This is a genomic window from Paenibacillus sp. MZ03-122A, from assembly GCF_024213325.1.
GTDB lineage: Bacteria > Bacillota > Bacilli > Paenibacillales > Paenibacillaceae > Paenibacillus > Paenibacillus polymyxa_B.
The window spans coordinates 1-13,558 of sequence record NZ_JANAVI010000010.1; the positions used below are offsets into that span (position 1 = coordinate 1).

Annotated in this window: 18 protein-coding genes; 15 read left to right on the forward strand and 3 right to left on the reverse strand. The window is 45.4% G+C overall.

What is annotated here, in order from left to right:
- Positions 1-174: 174 nt before the first annotated feature.
- Complete coding sequence (locus NLX74_RS19370) at positions 175-744, reverse strand: TraR/DksA C4-type zinc finger protein (RefSeq protein ID WP_254329691.1); 570 nt, start codon at positions 742-744, stop codon at positions 175-177.
- Between the two features lie 144 nt (positions 745-888).
- Between NLX74_RS19370 and NLX74_RS19375 the strand changes: the two genes are divergently transcribed.
- From NLX74_RS19375 to NLX74_RS19405, 7 genes are all read left to right on the forward strand, one after another.
- Entirely contained in the window at positions 889-1,266 is a 378-nt protein-coding gene (locus NLX74_RS19375) for a DivIVA domain-containing protein (protein ID WP_023988297.1), read from the forward strand.
- Between the two features lie 97 nt (positions 1,267-1,363).
- On the forward strand, positions 1,364-1,798 hold the full coding sequence (locus NLX74_RS19380) for an Rrf2 family transcriptional regulator (protein WP_013310015.1): 435 nt from the start codon (positions 1,364-1,366) through the stop codon (positions 1,796-1,798).
- A 24-nt stretch (positions 1,799-1,822) separates the two neighbouring features.
- Positions 1,823-2,323 (forward strand): metallophosphoesterase family protein, encoded by a 501-nt coding sequence (locus NLX74_RS19385; RefSeq protein ID WP_254329692.1) that lies wholly within the window; start codon positions 1,823-1,825, stop codon positions 2,321-2,323.
- A 35-nt stretch (positions 2,324-2,358) separates the two neighbouring features.
- The gene (locus tag NLX74_RS19390) at positions 2,359-2,685 is read left to right on the forward strand and encodes a (2Fe-2S) ferredoxin domain-containing protein (RefSeq protein WP_061830316.1); all 327 of its coding nucleotides are present in this window, start codon (positions 2,359-2,361) and stop codon (positions 2,683-2,685) included.
- Between the two features lie 130 nt (positions 2,686-2,815).
- Positions 2,816-3,094, forward strand: coding sequence for a hypothetical protein (locus tag NLX74_RS19395; protein ID WP_254329693.1), 279 nt, complete (start codon positions 2,816-2,818; stop codon positions 3,092-3,094).
- A 109-nt stretch (positions 3,095-3,203) separates the two neighbouring features.
- Positions 3,204-3,806, forward strand: a complete 603-nt coding sequence (locus NLX74_RS19400; RefSeq protein WP_025722870.1) for a nitroreductase family protein — start codon at positions 3,204-3,206, stop codon at positions 3,804-3,806.
- A gap of 236 nt (positions 3,807-4,042) precedes the next feature.
- Entirely contained in the window at positions 4,043-4,966 is a 924-nt protein-coding gene (locus NLX74_RS19405) for an NAD(P)/FAD-dependent oxidoreductase (protein WP_254329694.1), read from the forward strand.
- Between the two features lie 10 nt (positions 4,967-4,976).
- Here NLX74_RS19405 and NLX74_RS19410 read toward each other — a convergent pair whose 3' ends face one another.
- Together NLX74_RS19410 and NLX74_RS19415 are read right to left on the reverse strand one after the other, a co-directional pair.
- A complete protein-coding gene (locus NLX74_RS19410; protein ID WP_165175555.1) occupies positions 4,977-5,306 on the reverse strand; it encodes a hypothetical protein in 330 nt (109 codons plus the stop codon).
- A 142-nt stretch (positions 5,307-5,448) separates the two neighbouring features.
- Entirely contained in the window at positions 5,449-5,769 is a 321-nt protein-coding gene (locus NLX74_RS19415; RefSeq protein ID WP_007430161.1) for a winged helix-turn-helix transcriptional regulator, read from the reverse strand.
- A 291-nt stretch (positions 5,770-6,060) separates the two neighbouring features.
- Here NLX74_RS19415 and zwf point away from each other — a divergent pair, with 291 nt between their 5' ends.
- The 8 genes from zwf (at position 6,061) to NLX74_RS19450 (ending at position 13,539) form a co-directional block, all read left to right on the forward strand.
- Positions 6,061-7,563, forward strand: a complete 1,503-nt coding sequence (gene zwf / locus NLX74_RS19420; RefSeq protein ID WP_165175553.1) for a glucose-6-phosphate dehydrogenase — start codon at positions 6,061-6,063, stop codon at positions 7,561-7,563.
- Positions 7,564-7,617: 54 nt separating this feature from the next.
- On the forward strand, positions 7,618-8,511 hold the full coding sequence (gene gnd / locus NLX74_RS19425; RefSeq protein ID WP_254329695.1) for a phosphogluconate dehydrogenase (NAD(+)-dependent, decarboxylating): 894 nt from the start codon (positions 7,618-7,620) through the stop codon (positions 8,509-8,511).
- 156 nt (positions 8,512-8,667) lie between these two features.
- A complete protein-coding gene (locus NLX74_RS19430) occupies positions 8,668-9,342 on the forward strand; it encodes an SOS response-associated peptidase (RefSeq protein ID WP_254329696.1) in 675 nt (224 codons plus the stop codon).
- Between the two features lie 20 nt (positions 9,343-9,362).
- Positions 9,363-9,488, forward strand: a complete 126-nt coding sequence (locus NLX74_RS25710; RefSeq protein WP_268819851.1) for a hypothetical protein — start codon at positions 9,363-9,365, stop codon at positions 9,486-9,488.
- Positions 9,489-9,721: 233 nt separating this feature from the next.
- Entirely contained in the window at positions 9,722-10,930 is a 1,209-nt protein-coding gene (locus NLX74_RS19435; RefSeq protein WP_254329697.1) for an MFS transporter, read from the forward strand.
- Between the two features lie 55 nt (positions 10,931-10,985).
- Positions 10,986-11,432, forward strand: coding sequence for an OsmC family protein (locus NLX74_RS19440; protein ID WP_254329698.1), 447 nt, complete (start codon positions 10,986-10,988; stop codon positions 11,430-11,432).
- A gap of 69 nt (positions 11,433-11,501) precedes the next feature.
- Positions 11,502-12,587 carry a lactonase family protein gene (locus tag NLX74_RS19445; protein WP_254329699.1) on the forward strand — a complete coding sequence of 362 codons (1,086 nt, stop codon included), beginning with the start codon at positions 11,502-11,504 and terminating at the stop codon, positions 12,585-12,587.
- Positions 12,588-13,383: 796 nt separating this feature from the next.
- The gene (locus NLX74_RS19450) at positions 13,384-13,539 is read left to right on the forward strand and encodes a hypothetical protein (RefSeq protein ID WP_172828312.1); all 156 of its coding nucleotides are present in this window, start codon (positions 13,384-13,386) and stop codon (positions 13,537-13,539) included.
- Positions 13,540-13,558 lie beyond the last annotated feature (19 nt).

Below are 13,558 nucleotides of genomic sequence, written 5' to 3' on the forward strand. Positions count from 1 at the left end.
TTTTGACTCCCTCAGTACCACGCTGATACCTACGAATGGCCTCCAATTTCTCATCTAAACTGAATTTAGGCAAAAAACTGCACCTCCATTGTTAGTCGTGTCTAACAAATGGGGTGCAGTTCATCCTTTGGACAAGCTGCTTTTTTAGATGAACAAATACATAAGCGTATAGCATTACATATTTTCATCATAGTCGGTGACATCACGCTTGGCGGCAGTTGCAGGCGAGTTCGATGTACCGTATTTTTCTACGGCATCCCATGCGCCCGCATCGTCAAATCGTCCTGCATTTCGTTGGCGAACCTCACCTGCACCCTTGGGTGGGGGAGTCATGACCTGTTCCTCTACCGGGCGGTCATTCGATAATTCTCGAGTTGGCGTGTGCTCGACGGTATAGGCTGTATAGGGAATGGCTTGCAACCGTTCAAAAGGAATTTCTTCCCCGCTCTTCACACATATCCCGTACGTCCCATCCTTCATCCGTTGAAGGGCTGCATTGACCTGCTCCAGCTCGTCTTGCAGCGAATCATTAATCGCCAGATCACGGGACCGTTCAAAGGTTTCTGTCCCTATATCAGCGGGGTGGTTGTCATAGGACGAGAGCTCACCTGTAGAATCTGTCAGTGTTTCTCCCAATGGAGCGTTTTCCTGACCGTTTTGTTCAAAATGCTTTTCTAAATCCTTTTTCTGCTCCAACAACATATGTTTCAGCTCTGAAAGCTGCGAATCGTTCAAGTGGTTCATGATCATCTCTCCCCTTCGTGGTCTGGATAAGTGACACGTATGCTCTTTTATACCCGTTCATAGGGCTGGGCAATCAGCAGAGACTTTTATTCCCAGCCTAGAATGTGATATAAAAAGAATAGTGTGTTAAGGAGGGAATAACCGATGGATGAACATATGAAGCGTCGTCTGGATAAGCAAAAGCAGTTGTTTAAGCAACTGGGCATTCAGCTGGACGCGCTCTCCATTCATGAGAAACAGTTTAAGAATAAAATGCGCGGCTATGATCCGGACGAGGTGGATGCTTTTCTGGATGAAGTGATCAAGGATTACGAACGCTTTTATGCGAATATAGCCGACCTGATGGACAAGTGGCAGGAGCAGCAGGCAACCATACGTGATTTGAAAAATGCACCTAAGCCTGCCGCCGACCTTAATGGACTTGACCGTCGTCAACTGGAGGATATCGTTAAGCAGTTGGAATATAGTGTACGCCAATTAAAAGTGCGAGTACGTCCTGAAAATGATTATTTTCCGGAGTAAGGTGCAGTAAGCACTGTGTTAGTGCCTCTATTGTGGTATGATGGAAACATGCATTTTACCAAACATTTAATGAGGCACACACATAAAGGTGGTTAACATGAGTACCCATTTTTCCGTTAGTATCCATTGTCTGCTTCTTCTGGCTGAAGGGGCACCGGAGCGAATGACATCGTCACTTATTGCTTCCAGCATCAATACAAACCCGGTAGTTGTGAGAAGGATTATGAGCCGACTCAAGCAAGCGGGTTTGGTGGATTCGTCGCCTGGAGCACGCGGCTTTCGTCTAAGCATGTCCAGTTCAAACATCAATCTGAAAATGATCTATGAGGCGACCAAGGATGAAGGTCCGTTGTTCGCCATCCATACCGATAGCAATCATAATTGTGAGGTAGGCAGGAACATAGACGCATTGTTGGATGGTTTATATACCGTGGCAGAGCAGAAAATACAGGCATTTTTCGAGACCGTTACGCTGCGAGATCTGGAGCAGGCACTTCAGCAGCGCGTAGGGCAACAAAGTTCATCTGTGTAAAGACGCTGGTAAGGAGAAATTGATATGAAAATCATCGTACTTTCAGACACTCATATGCCTTATAGAAGCAAAACACTGCCTAGTCGGCTTGTACAGGAGTTAAAAGGCAGTGACCTCATTCTCCATGCCGGAGACTGGACGGATTGGTTCGTATATGAACGTCTAGCTGAATTTGCGCCTGTGCAAGGCATTGCCGGAAACAATGATGGAATGGACATCGTGGAGCGTTTAGGCTATCAACGAATCGTTGAAGTTGAAGGCAAGCGGATCGGTATGGTTCACGGTCACGGCTGGCGAGGAACGACAGAAAATATCGCATTGAATACGTTTAAGGGAGAAAAGCTGGATTGCCTGATTTATGGACATTCGCATATTCCGGTGGTCAAAACGATTGACGGTCAGCTTGTCCTTAATCCGGGGTCTCCGACGGACAAACGCGGCGAAGACGAATATTCATTCATCGTGCTGACGATTGAAGCTGATCAGATGGAAGCACAGCTTGTTCTTTATCCAGATAAACATTGATTTAAAACCAACAACTGTTGATTAAAGGGGAAGCTATGGCTATTTTTGAGTTAGAACCAATGAAGCATCATGTGTTGATCTGCAATGGAGGCACATGTATGCGACATGAGGGTGAAGAAGTTACACAGGCAATTCGGGATGAAATTCGTAAACAAAATGCAGAAGCATATATTCACACGACCAGAACTCGCTGTAATGGGCGTTGTCATGATGCTGCGGTTGTGATCGTATATCCTCAAGGGGACTGGTATGGTCAAATGACCCCCGACTCGGGGACTCAACTGGTGCAGAAGCTCGTAACGGGAGAGAAGCTGGAACCTCATCTTTTTCATGAGTGTACAGGTCAATCCAGCTCGGAATAATCCAATCAACCATCTATAAGTACATGAGTAGAGAAAATCTTTGCAGAGATTTTCTCTTTTTTGCGTTTAATCCCCGATGTGAAAGGTAAAAGTATATTGTGGACACCAATCCGATAGGGAGGGAAGTAAAATGGCCCCATTTGAAGATAACCTGCACGATCAGAATCAGCAGAAAGGACAGACGGGGAAAGGAACAACGGAGTCTCAACATCAGAAACAGTCGATCAATCGAGATCATGCAGAGCAGTATCCGACAGAGCAGGAAAGCTTGTTCGACCGTTTTGAGATCGAGCAGACGGTAGACGCCATTCCTGTAGAGGATTTGAAGATGGAAAGACAGGAGGAGAGAGACAAGGATGCAACCAAGCACACCTCTTCCAGTGAGAAAAAATATAATGGTGGCGTATAATCATCAACTAACTGGTAATATTTAAAAAGAAATCTCTTGACTTTAAGATATATGTAATGTATATTAAGTTACGAAAAGTAATTAATTTTACTCAGGAGGTAACAAAAAAATGGCTAAAGACTTCTTCACAGCTCTGAAAGACAGACGCTCCTATTATGGTATTAGCAAAGAACAGGTTATTTCTGACCAACGGATTCAAGAGATTGTAGAGGAAGCTGTTAAGTACACACCTACCTCTTTCAACTCCCAAACTTCACGTGCTGTAGTGTTGCTCGGAGAGCATCATGATAAACTGTGGAATATTACAGAAGATATTTTGCGTGAGGTTGTAGGCAATGAGGAGCAATTCAAGTCTACTGCCGAGAAAATGAACGGTTTCCGCAGCGGATACGGAACAGTCTTGTTCTTTGAAGACAATAACGTGGTAGCTGGTCTGCAACAACAATTTGAAGCCTACGCGGACAATTTCCCAATCTGGTCCAACCAATCTAATGGTATGCTGCAATTGGTGGTATGGACGGCTCTGGAGCAAGAAGGACTGGGGGCATCCCTTCAGCATTACAACCCATTGATTGATGAAAAAGTGAAAAACGAATGGAACATTCCTGAGCATTGGAAACTGATTGCTGAAATGCCATTTGGTAAACCGACATTCCAACCAGGTGAAAAAGAATTCCAGCCTGTTGAAGAACGCGTAAAAACATTTAAATAATGTTCACGATAAAATGACGTTTCAGGATCAGCCTGATTAGAGCACTGTGGTTATCTGCAGTGCTCTTTGCCATTCCATTTTTAAGGCATGTAAGCTTTTTACATATGCGGACACAGGGGTTAATTCATCCGTTAGTGGGTGATATTATGTTTAAAATTGGATGAGAAGTTTACATTGGTGTTATTGCGGTTTTATGCAGATGTCTAGGATAACGCGCATTCAAAGGAGGAAAAGTGATGAACTATGATTGCATTATTGTTGGTGGGGGAATTGCCGGATTGCAAGCAGCGATTCAATTGGGGAGATACAGCAGTCATCGAGTTCTAGTGATAGATTCGGGCTATGGTCGATCTACGCTGTGCCACCAGTATCATAATATTTTGGGCTTTCCTGACGGAATTTCTGGTGAAGAGCTGCGACGGCTTGGACGTAGTGAAGCCACAAAACTAGGTACTGAGTTTATTGAAGGGAAGGCGGTAAAAGCTGTCAAAAGGGATGAGCTTTTTGACATTCAAGTGGAGGAAGGCTCCGTGTATTCGTCTAAGACGCTGTTGTTAGCTACAGGGCTAACGGACCGTTTTCCAAAGCTGGATGGATTACAAGCCTGCTTGGGCAACAGTGTATATGTGTGCCCGGATTGTGACGGTTATGAGGTTCAGGATCGCAGCACGGTCGTCATGGGAGCAGGCAAAGCAGGAGCTTCCATGGCACTGATTTTATCAGCGCGCACCGATCAACTTGTTTATGTCAATCATGAGCGTTCAGAGGTGCCGGACGAGCTGATTGTGAAGCTGCGGGAAAAAGGAATTGGCTATAAGGAAGCAGCCATTTCTGAGATTATAACCGGAGAACCGGGCTGTTTTGAAGGAGTGCGGCTGGCTGATGGACAAGTGGTTCGAGCAGAGCGAGGCTTTTTAGCTTTTGGCAGCAATCATGTTCATTCAGAGCTGGCAGAGCAACTGGGTGTACATCTGCTGCACAATAAGCATATTGAAACTCATCCTCGCAGCAAAATGACAAATGTGGAAAATGTATGGGTAGCCGGGGACTTAGGAGCTCATGCCGAGCAAGCGACTGTGGCGATGGGAGAAGGAGCTATGTCAGCGATTTGGATACACAAGGTATTAACTGGTATGAAAACAAAAGTACCGCAGCTCTGAGAGCTGCGGTTTAGAACGATGGGCGTGTACTCGTTGGGAGTTGAAGTTCAAAGCGTTTAAATTGATCGCTAATGCCATACTTACGTAAAATTTCCGCTTGTTTGTTGCCGATAAGATCAAAATGCGGATAGGGCTGACGCTGATGAATATATTGGGGGTCTAATCCGTTTTGGTTGCACCATAAGCGCAGCTTGTCCAAATCAGAACATCCTACCTTGGTGACAGTTGTAATGCCTGGAAAGCGATCATCCAGCCAGTAATGTGTCAGAAAAGCAATTTCACCACGACTGACCTTTCTTTTCCAGGCCATAAGTTCCTGGCGGGTAATACCAAATGCCATCGTTCTCATCCTTCCTTGGCCCATTCTGAAATTATGAGCTGCTGAGCGGTTGTCCCATTATTTTCGTACTATAGTTTGTATTATGATCCACATGGGGTAACACAATAACAGGAGACCATGTGTGGCGACCTCCTGTTAGCGGTTAAAGCCATCTCTCGGCCCAGCTCTCTACACCATTCAATGCATCACCTAGCTCTTTACCCTTGCGTGTCAGCGAATACTCAGTACGCACAGGCCGCTCTGTGATGACATTGCGAAGGATCAGGCCGGAAAGCTCTAGTTCCTTGATGCGTTCGTTCAGCATGCGTTTGCTAAGATCAGGTATGGAGACGTGAATTTCACTAAATCGTTTGGGATGTTCCATCAAAGTATGAATGATGAGAGCGGTCCATTTTTTGCTGATGATCTGAAAGGACTGTTCCACCTTACCGCACAAAAGCTTAGGCTGCCTGTCGTCGCTCATCTGAATCCCCTCAATTTCATTGTTGTTTTAAACAGTATACTAAAAGTAACTCTGTATACCAATAGTAACTATAACACTTTGTATCAACTGTGACATATTTAACAGTTTTTTCTCTTTCCTTTCCGTCAATCATACCACAGAAAACGTTATCATTACAGGATATATCGAATGTTCACGATTTCGCTAAAATTTGATTGACTTGCCCCTTATTTTGGGTGTATTATGGGTTACGTTAATTCCTCAGGTAACTTTTAATAACCTCATCTTTATAATGGGAAGAAGGAATAATTCATGGATTCAATGACATTTGTCTTATTTGGAGCGACAGGGGATTTGGCGAAACGCAAAATTTACCCTGCCTTGTATAATTTGTTTGTAGAAGGTAAAATTCCGGCTTCCTTTTCTGTAATTGGGATGGGGCGTCGTGAAGTGGCGGACGAGCAATTTCAAAGTAATGTAGAGCAATCCATTAAGGATTTTTCCAGACACGTGAATGAAGATCGTGCACAGATGGATCAGTTCTTAAGTGCTTTCCGTTACAGCGCATTGAATGTCAACCACCCGGAAGATTATAAAAAGCTGCTACAGCTTGCTGAGCAACGTGAAAATGACTTGGGAATTCCGGGGAACCGCATGTTTTACTTATCGGTGGCACCGGAATTTTTTGATGTGATTGCCCTCAATATTCGCGAGAGTGGTTTAGCTGAAACAAAGGGTTGGAAACGGCTCATTATCGAAAAACCATTTGGACATGATTTGGAATCCGCACGTGAGCTGAATGATCGCTTAAGCAGAACCTTTGCTGAGGATGAGATTTATCGTATTGACCATTACTTAGGTAAGCCCATGGTGCAAAACCTGGAAGCCTTAAAATTTGCTAATCCATTACTCCAAGGAATATGGAACAATCAATACATCGCCAATGTGCAAATTACCGCTTCCGAGACTGTAGGGGTGGAGGAGCGAGCGGGATACTACGATCATTCCGGCGCTATTCGTGATATGGTACAAAATCACATGCTGCAGGTGTTGATGATGACGGCGATGAACAAGCCGGGACATGTCACGGCTGACCAGGTGCGGGATGAAAAAAGTAAGGTGATGGACGCGCTTCGTGCGCTTGATCCTTCCGATATTGCTTCCAACGTAGTTAGAGGCCAATATACCAACGGTGAGATCAACGGAAAAGCAGTTCCTTCCTATAAAGAAGAGCCGGATATCGGTCCAGATTCACAAAATGATACTTTCATTTCAGCTCGCCTATGGATTGACAACGAACAATGGTCTGGTGTGCCGTTCTATATTCGTACCGGTAAACGTATGAAAGAAAAATCTACTCGTATCGTCGTGGAATTCAAAAAGGACAGCACAGATCCTTATGCCGCTCAAGGGCAACCGACTGACCCGAACTTGCTGATCATCCATGTTAACCCGGATGAAAAGGTAACGCTGCGTCTGAATAGTAGAGACCCGCTAAACGCTGGTCAACTGGAAACGGTTCTGATGAATTATCATTCCGAGGCCAAGGATGTACCAGAAGCCTATGAGCGTCTCATCTTTGATGCGCTGCGCGGCGATTCCACCTTTTTTGCTCATTGGAACGAAGTTGAGCTTTCATGGGTGTGGGTTCAACCTGTACTGGAAGCTTTTGCTCGTGGTGAGGTTCCACTGCATACGTATGCAGCAGGCTCTTACGGTCCAGAAGCTTCAGATCAATTGTTGGAAGAACAAGGTTTTACATGGTGGCTGGACGAAAAGTCCGAAAGCACTGAAAAAGCAGTCGTTCGTTCTTAACACCAATAAGAAAGTATATACAAAATATGTTTGCTACGGCAGGAGGCCTTTACTATGCAAGTAGGATTAATTGGTTTGGGAAAAATGGGCTTGAATCTCGGAAAAAATTTGATCGATCATAAGCATGAACTTGTCGCTTACGACGTCAATGCGGCCGCAATTCAAGAAATGAAGGATTATGGAGCTAAAGGTGCTTCTACATTGGAAGAGCTTGTACAGGCAACTCAATCCCCTAGAGTATTATGGATTATGGTTCCTCACCAAATTGTTGATTCTGTGCTGGATCAGCTTCAACCGATGTTGTCCAAAGGGGACATCATTATTGAAGGTGGTAATTCTCATTACAAAGAGTCTATTGCTCGTCATGCCCGTCTTCAAGAACATGGTATCAGCTTCATGGATGCTGGAACTTCAGGCGGGATGGAAGGCGCACGTAATGGCGCTTGTTACATGATCGGTGGCGATCCGGAAGCTTGGGCGGTTGTTGAGCCTATTTTCCGTGACACAGCAGTGGAAAATGGATATCTGTATGCAGGTAAATCCGGAAGCGGACATTTTCTGAAAATGGTTCATAACGGTGTGGAATACGGCATGATGGCTTCCATCGGTGAAGGATTTGAAGTGCTAGAAAAAAGCAGCTTTGACTTTGATTATGAACAAGTAGCGCGCGTGTGGAACAACGGTTCTGTTATTCGCTCTTGGCTGATGGGCTTGACTGAACGTGCATTTTCCAAAGATGCAAACCTGGACGAAATTCGTGGGGTTATGCACTCTTCTGGTGAAGGAAAATGGACGGTTGAGGAAGCATTGGACATTCAGGCCGCAACTCCGGTCATTGCCTTGTCCCTGCTGATGCGCTATCGTTCTCTTGATGCGGACACGTTCAACGGGAAAGTGGTTGCTGCGTTGCGCAATGAATTTGGCGGTCACGCGGTAGAAAAGAAGTAATAACAATATAAGTTAGTATCTATCCCCGTAGCTTCACAACTGCGGGGATATTGCTATATGTTTTGTCGTTTATTGGATTTTTGCAAAACCTGCATTTGCATATTTTTCCTTGTATATCCGCACAATAGGTGAAAAAGGCGGAAGGATGAATAGCAAATGTGCAAGAGGTTTTCGTTATCGGCTGATTTGGATGAGGTTAGGGATCATTTTGGTATACAACGGGTGATGTATTATTACAAAACACGCTATAACATGAGTCCCACCCAGCATGTTCCAATTGTGCTGCATCAGGATGGAGAACGAGTACTTGATGAATTCCGCTGGGGATTTATTCCCTACTGGGGCAAGGATTGTGTCAATGCAGACTTGAATACGGTTCGGGTAAATCCAAGTTATCGCAAGATGGCGGAAACCCGGCGCTGTATCATTCCATGCAATGGATTTTATTATTGGCGAAAATTGGGTAAACGCATGTGTGCTGTACGAGTGGTATTGCCGGAACAGAAGATGTTTGCGGTCGCGGGGCTATATGAAGTATGGCAGGATAGTCGTAAGGAGCCTTTACGCACCTGTACGATGATGACAGTTCAGGCCAATACGGATATACGTGAATTCGATACCCGTATGCCGGCTATTTTGGAAGCTGACCATATAGATTCATGGCTGAATCCGTCCGTACAGAACATAGATGAGCTGCTACCTCTACTACGCACGTATGAGCAAGGAGACATGAGCATCTATCCGGTGACCCCACTGGTGGCCAATGATGAACATGATAACCGTGAATGCATTCAGGAAATGGATTTGCAGTGGTCCTGGATTAAACCTTAAACGTATGGAGATTTTCATCCATGATTGATCATAAGCTTCCCGCCGCCTGCATAGGTATGTATTGGGGAACAAGCGTCATGATCCGGGGAGAGGGGAAACGGCCGAAGGAGTATCTCATATGGGATGGAGGCGATTGGAATGAGTAACGATACACTCATCCAGCTGCTGGTGCTCATGGTGACGATCATTGGTCTGGTCCAAAACCGGTAAGTGGCAGGTTCCAGAAGGCGGGAGAATTGCCGTAGGCAATCTTCCGTTTTTTTTGTGTTAAAAAGCTCGCAGATTAAGGAAGCTTACGGTACAATAGATGCTAGGATACAGGTGACAAGACACCTGAATATACGTCTACATACGATATATTTTTAAGGGAGAGCAAATCATGAGTGAATTAACTTCATTACCACCAGCCAAAAAAAGAAAATTGCTGTTTAGCGCAGGGCTCAGCTGGTTGTTTGATGCTATGGATGTGGGGCTGCTTTCATTTATAGTCGCAGCGTTGGCAAAGGAGTGGCATCTGGGATCTGAGCAAATTGGACTGCTAACTGCAATGAATTCGATAGGAATGGTGTTCGGAGCCGCTTTGGCGGGAATTTTGGCTGATCGTTACGGCAGACGTGCCATATTAGTGTGGACATTGTTGATCTTTTCCATTGCCAGTGGATTATCCGCTTTGGCGACAGGTCTCGGAATGCTGCTGGTATTGCGTTTTATTGCTGGTGCAGGCTTGGGTGGGGAATTGCCTGTTGCTTCGACGCTGGTGTCAGAATCAGTGCCTGTGAAAGAACGAGGAAGAGCGGTTGTGCTGCTTGAAAGCTTCTGGGCGGCAGGCTGGATCCTTTCGGCTCTTATTGCTTATTTTGTTATTCCAAAGTATGGTTGGCAAATGGCGTTTATTCTCGGCGCAGTACCTGCGCTGTACGCTCTTTATCTGCGCAGAGCTATTGATGATTCACCGCGTTATAAGCAGCAAAGCGTCAAACTTCCGCTGCGTGCACGATTGGCTTTGATTTGGTCGGGCCCCCATCGCAAGTCTACGCTGATGCTGTGGATTTTATGGTTCACAGTTGTATTTTCATACTACGGCATGTTCCTGTGGCTACCGAGCATGATGTTTATGAAAGGTTTCGAACTGGTTAAAAGCTTTGAGTATGTGCTGATCATGACGCTTGCGCAACTACCGGGTTACTTTACCGCCGCTTATCTAATTGAAAAGCTGGGCCGCAAATTCGTACTGATCATCTACTTGGTGCTCACAGCAGTGTCCGCCATTTGGTTTGGCACCTCGGAAACGGCGGGAATGCTGTTGGCTGCTGGTATCTGCTTGTCATTTTTTAATCTTGGTGCATGGGGAGCTATGTACGCCTATACTCCAGAATTGTACCCGACAGCTGTACGTTCAACTGGTGTGGGTATGGCGGCTGCGTTTGGCCGTATTGGAGGCGTTATCGGACCTTTTGCGGTCGGTATACTCGTAGGACAGGGCGTAGCGCTACCATCTATCTTTGTGATTTTCTTCGTAGCTATCTTGATCGGAGCTGCGGCTGTATGGTTGCTGGGTACGGAAACCAAAAATCAGGAGATTGACTAACCTTTACATTCACCTGTGTAAAGATTCATAATATAAGAGAGAGGAGTGACCTGAAATGGAGCATACATTTCTGCTCAAGGCAGACTGGAACGGGGGGCGCAACAGCGACGGCTATATTGAGGCTGGACAGTTGCGGACTGCAATTTCGATCCCGGCTGAGATGGGAGGCCCTGGTGTGGGCACCAATCCAGATGAAATGCTGCTCGGTGCCGCTGCTACCTGCTATTTGATTACGTTGGCGGCGATGATGGAGCGCGCGAGTCTCCCGGTGGCATCACTGGCGCTGGAATCCGAAGGGATTGTCGATGTAACGAATAATATTTTTACATATCGCCGAATTGTGCATCGTCCGCAGGTTCAATTGGCCGCCGATGCAACAGAATCGCAGATCGAACAAGCATTGCGACTGGCAGAGCAGGCAGAAACCTCATGCATGATCTCGCGTGCCGTAGCGGGAAATGTGGCGTTGTCCACAGAGCCCGTGGTGGAGCGCGCCTCTTAAAGCGATGTTTGTAACAGGAGCAATCATTCCAATTGCCCATCATTTTTTTAATCCAAGGAGGACACAACCATGACAGCACAACAAAAATTGCTCGTATTTGCAGGCTCTTACGCCGAATTGGAAGGTAACGGAGTTTATTCGTACACTTTTAATGAACAGACAGGAGCACTTACACTACAGGATGAGTTCTCCGGCTTGAAAAATCCTACATTCCTGAATGTGGACGTCAAAAATCGGAAGCTGTATTCCATTGGAGAGACGACTTCTGCTGCAGGAGCGAAAGTAGGCGAAGCCTCTGCTTTCGAAATTGACCCAGTTAAAGGAACATTTACATTGCTGAATCGTGCGGAAAACGTGGGTGCAACAACTTGCCACATTCAGCGTGATGCATCTGATCGTTACCTTATTGTAGTCAGCTACCACGGTGGCATGGTGGGACTGGTGTCCCTGACTGAGGACGGACGTATCGGTGAGTTGCTGGATGTTAAACAGCATGAGGGCAAAGGAGCGCATCCTGAACGTCAGGATCGTCCACATCCACATTCCAGTTTCTTTAGTCCGGACGGCCGCTTCCTGTTCGTACAAGATCTCGGTCTGGATCTGATCCGCGTTTACACTATTGATGACAGCAAAGGACAACTGGTGTTTCATGGTGAAACGAAAACCCATGCAGGTGCAGGTCCACGTCATTTGACGTTCCACCCGAATGGTAAATTTGCTTTTGTCATTAACGAAGTGGATTCTTCCATTACTTCTTTTGCATATGATGCAGAGGCTGGCAAGCTCACTGAGCTTGAGAGCGTACCGACATTGCCGTCTGACTTTACAGGTGAAAACACAACTGCTGAAATTGCGATTTCGGGGGATGGAGCTTATCTGTACGGTTCCAACCGTGGGCATGACAGCATTGTCGTATACGCTGTAGACGGAGCAACTGGCAAGCTGAGCCTAGTCGAGCATGTATCTGCTGAAGGAGAGCATCCACGCCATTTTGCTTTGACTCCAAATGGTGACCATATGCTTGTGGCCAACCGCGACACCAACAACATCGTTACGTTCAAAGTGGACAAGGCAAGTGGACGCTTGACCTACACCGGGCAACAAGTAACCGTATCCAAGCCAGTATGCGTACAGCCTTTTTACTTTTCTGTGTAAAAGGAGCGTTACATTTATATCATGCAGAGTGACAAAGTAACGGTATGCGGCTTGTGACCGCTACGAGGACGGATCATTCTTCCGATCGCTGTTGCCCCTAGATTTCTTGTTTGTATGTTCAAGGGTAGAAATCCGGGGGCAAAGGCGAACGCTCCGCTTCTTCAGAACAATTCCGTCCTCTCCGCTGCTTTAGTATTTTTGGCAACCATACTCTTATACAAAAATAAAAGAATCAGTATATGTGATGGTTTCAATAGAATTAACCAAGCATAGAAAATGCTTAAAGAAAACGGCTGTAGGCTAATCTACAGCTGTTTTACTTTTACACTTAACTATTTCTAAAGAAGTCACTACCTACAAAAATAATATAAAATTTTATGGTTACAAATAAGATACGAATAATCTCGGTAGGAAAAGGGTACATATGTTATAAGAGGGACAAGAACCCCTCAAGTACTCCGATAATGCAAATCTAGGACAAGCATTGTGAGTTCCATATAAGGGTTAGAGGCTCTAAATAAAAGTATTATATTTGGCCTAAGTATCATCTTAGCCCATTATTTTTATAGTGACGATATTATGAAAAATGAGAATGGTAGAGATAAGCTGAGTAACGAAGCGGGCAGATGGATTTCGGAGAAGCGATAGCGTTCGCCTTTGGAACCTGATTTTAACCATTAAAATATATTCAAAAAATCAGGCTCCAACAGCGATCGGAGAAACCATCCGATCGCGAAGTGGGTTACACAAATCGACAGCCTTGGATTGTACATATTTTACAGGAGGAGGAGACGAAATGAAAATTATCATTACACAACAGGAAGCCGTCGACAAAGGAATATGGACAGAGATCATGGGGATGTTTGCTGTAACCAAAGAGGACGAAGTATGGCAAAATGAAGAGTTTATTCTCACCGAAGAACAGGCACGTCAGGTCGGGTTATTAAGATAGCAAAGATAAATAAGACATG

Coding starts and splice junctions, on each gene's coding strand:
- NLX74_RS19435 (WP_254329697.1), top strand. CDS start 9,722: ATGAGTGAATTAACTTCATTACCACCAGCCAAAAAAAGAAAATTGCTG.
- NLX74_RS25710 (WP_268819851.1), top strand. CDS start 9,363: ATGATTGATCATAAGCTTCCCGCCGCCTGCATAGGTATGTATTGGGGA.
- NLX74_RS19430 (WP_254329696.1), top strand. CDS start 8,668: ATGTGCAAGAGGTTTTCGTTATCGGCTGATTTGGATGAGGTTAGGGAT.
- NLX74_RS19440 (WP_254329698.1), top strand. CDS start 10,986: ATGGAGCATACATTTCTGCTCAAGGCAGACTGGAACGGGGGGCGCAAC.
- NLX74_RS19410 (WP_165175555.1), bottom strand. CDS start 5,306: ATGGCATTTGGTATTACCCGCCAGGAACTTATGGCCTGGAAAAGAAAG.
- NLX74_RS19405 (WP_254329694.1), top strand. CDS start 4,043: ATGAACTATGATTGCATTATTGTTGGTGGGGGAATTGCCGGATTGCAA.
- NLX74_RS19400 (WP_025722870.1), top strand. CDS start 3,204: ATGGCTAAAGACTTCTTCACAGCTCTGAAAGACAGACGCTCCTATTAT.
- gnd (WP_254329695.1), top strand. CDS start 7,618: ATGCAAGTAGGATTAATTGGTTTGGGAAAAATGGGCTTGAATCTCGGA.
- NLX74_RS19390 (WP_061830316.1), top strand. CDS start 2,359: ATGGCTATTTTTGAGTTAGAACCAATGAAGCATCATGTGTTGATCTGC.
- NLX74_RS19385 (WP_254329692.1), top strand. CDS start 1,823: ATGAAAATCATCGTACTTTCAGACACTCATATGCCTTATAGAAGCAAA.
- NLX74_RS19415 (WP_007430161.1), bottom strand. CDS start 5,769: ATGAGCGACGACAGGCAGCCTAAGCTTTTGTGCGGTAAGGTGGAACAG.
- NLX74_RS19380 (WP_013310015.1), top strand. CDS start 1,364: ATGAGTACCCATTTTTCCGTTAGTATCCATTGTCTGCTTCTTCTGGCT.
- NLX74_RS19445 (WP_254329699.1), top strand. CDS start 11,502: ATGACAGCACAACAAAAATTGCTCGTATTTGCAGGCTCTTACGCCGAA.
- NLX74_RS19395 (WP_254329693.1), top strand. CDS start 2,816: ATGGCCCCATTTGAAGATAACCTGCACGATCAGAATCAGCAGAAAGGA.
- zwf (WP_165175553.1), top strand. CDS start 6,061: ATGGATTCAATGACATTTGTCTTATTTGGAGCGACAGGGGATTTGGCG.
- NLX74_RS19450 (WP_172828312.1), top strand. CDS start 13,384: ATGAAAATTATCATTACACAACAGGAAGCCGTCGACAAAGGAATATGG.
- NLX74_RS19370 (WP_254329691.1), bottom strand. CDS start 744: ATGAACCACTTGAACGATTCGCAGCTTTCAGAGCTGAAACATATGTTG.
- NLX74_RS19375 (WP_023988297.1), top strand. CDS start 889: ATGGATGAACATATGAAGCGTCGTCTGGATAAGCAAAAGCAGTTGTTT.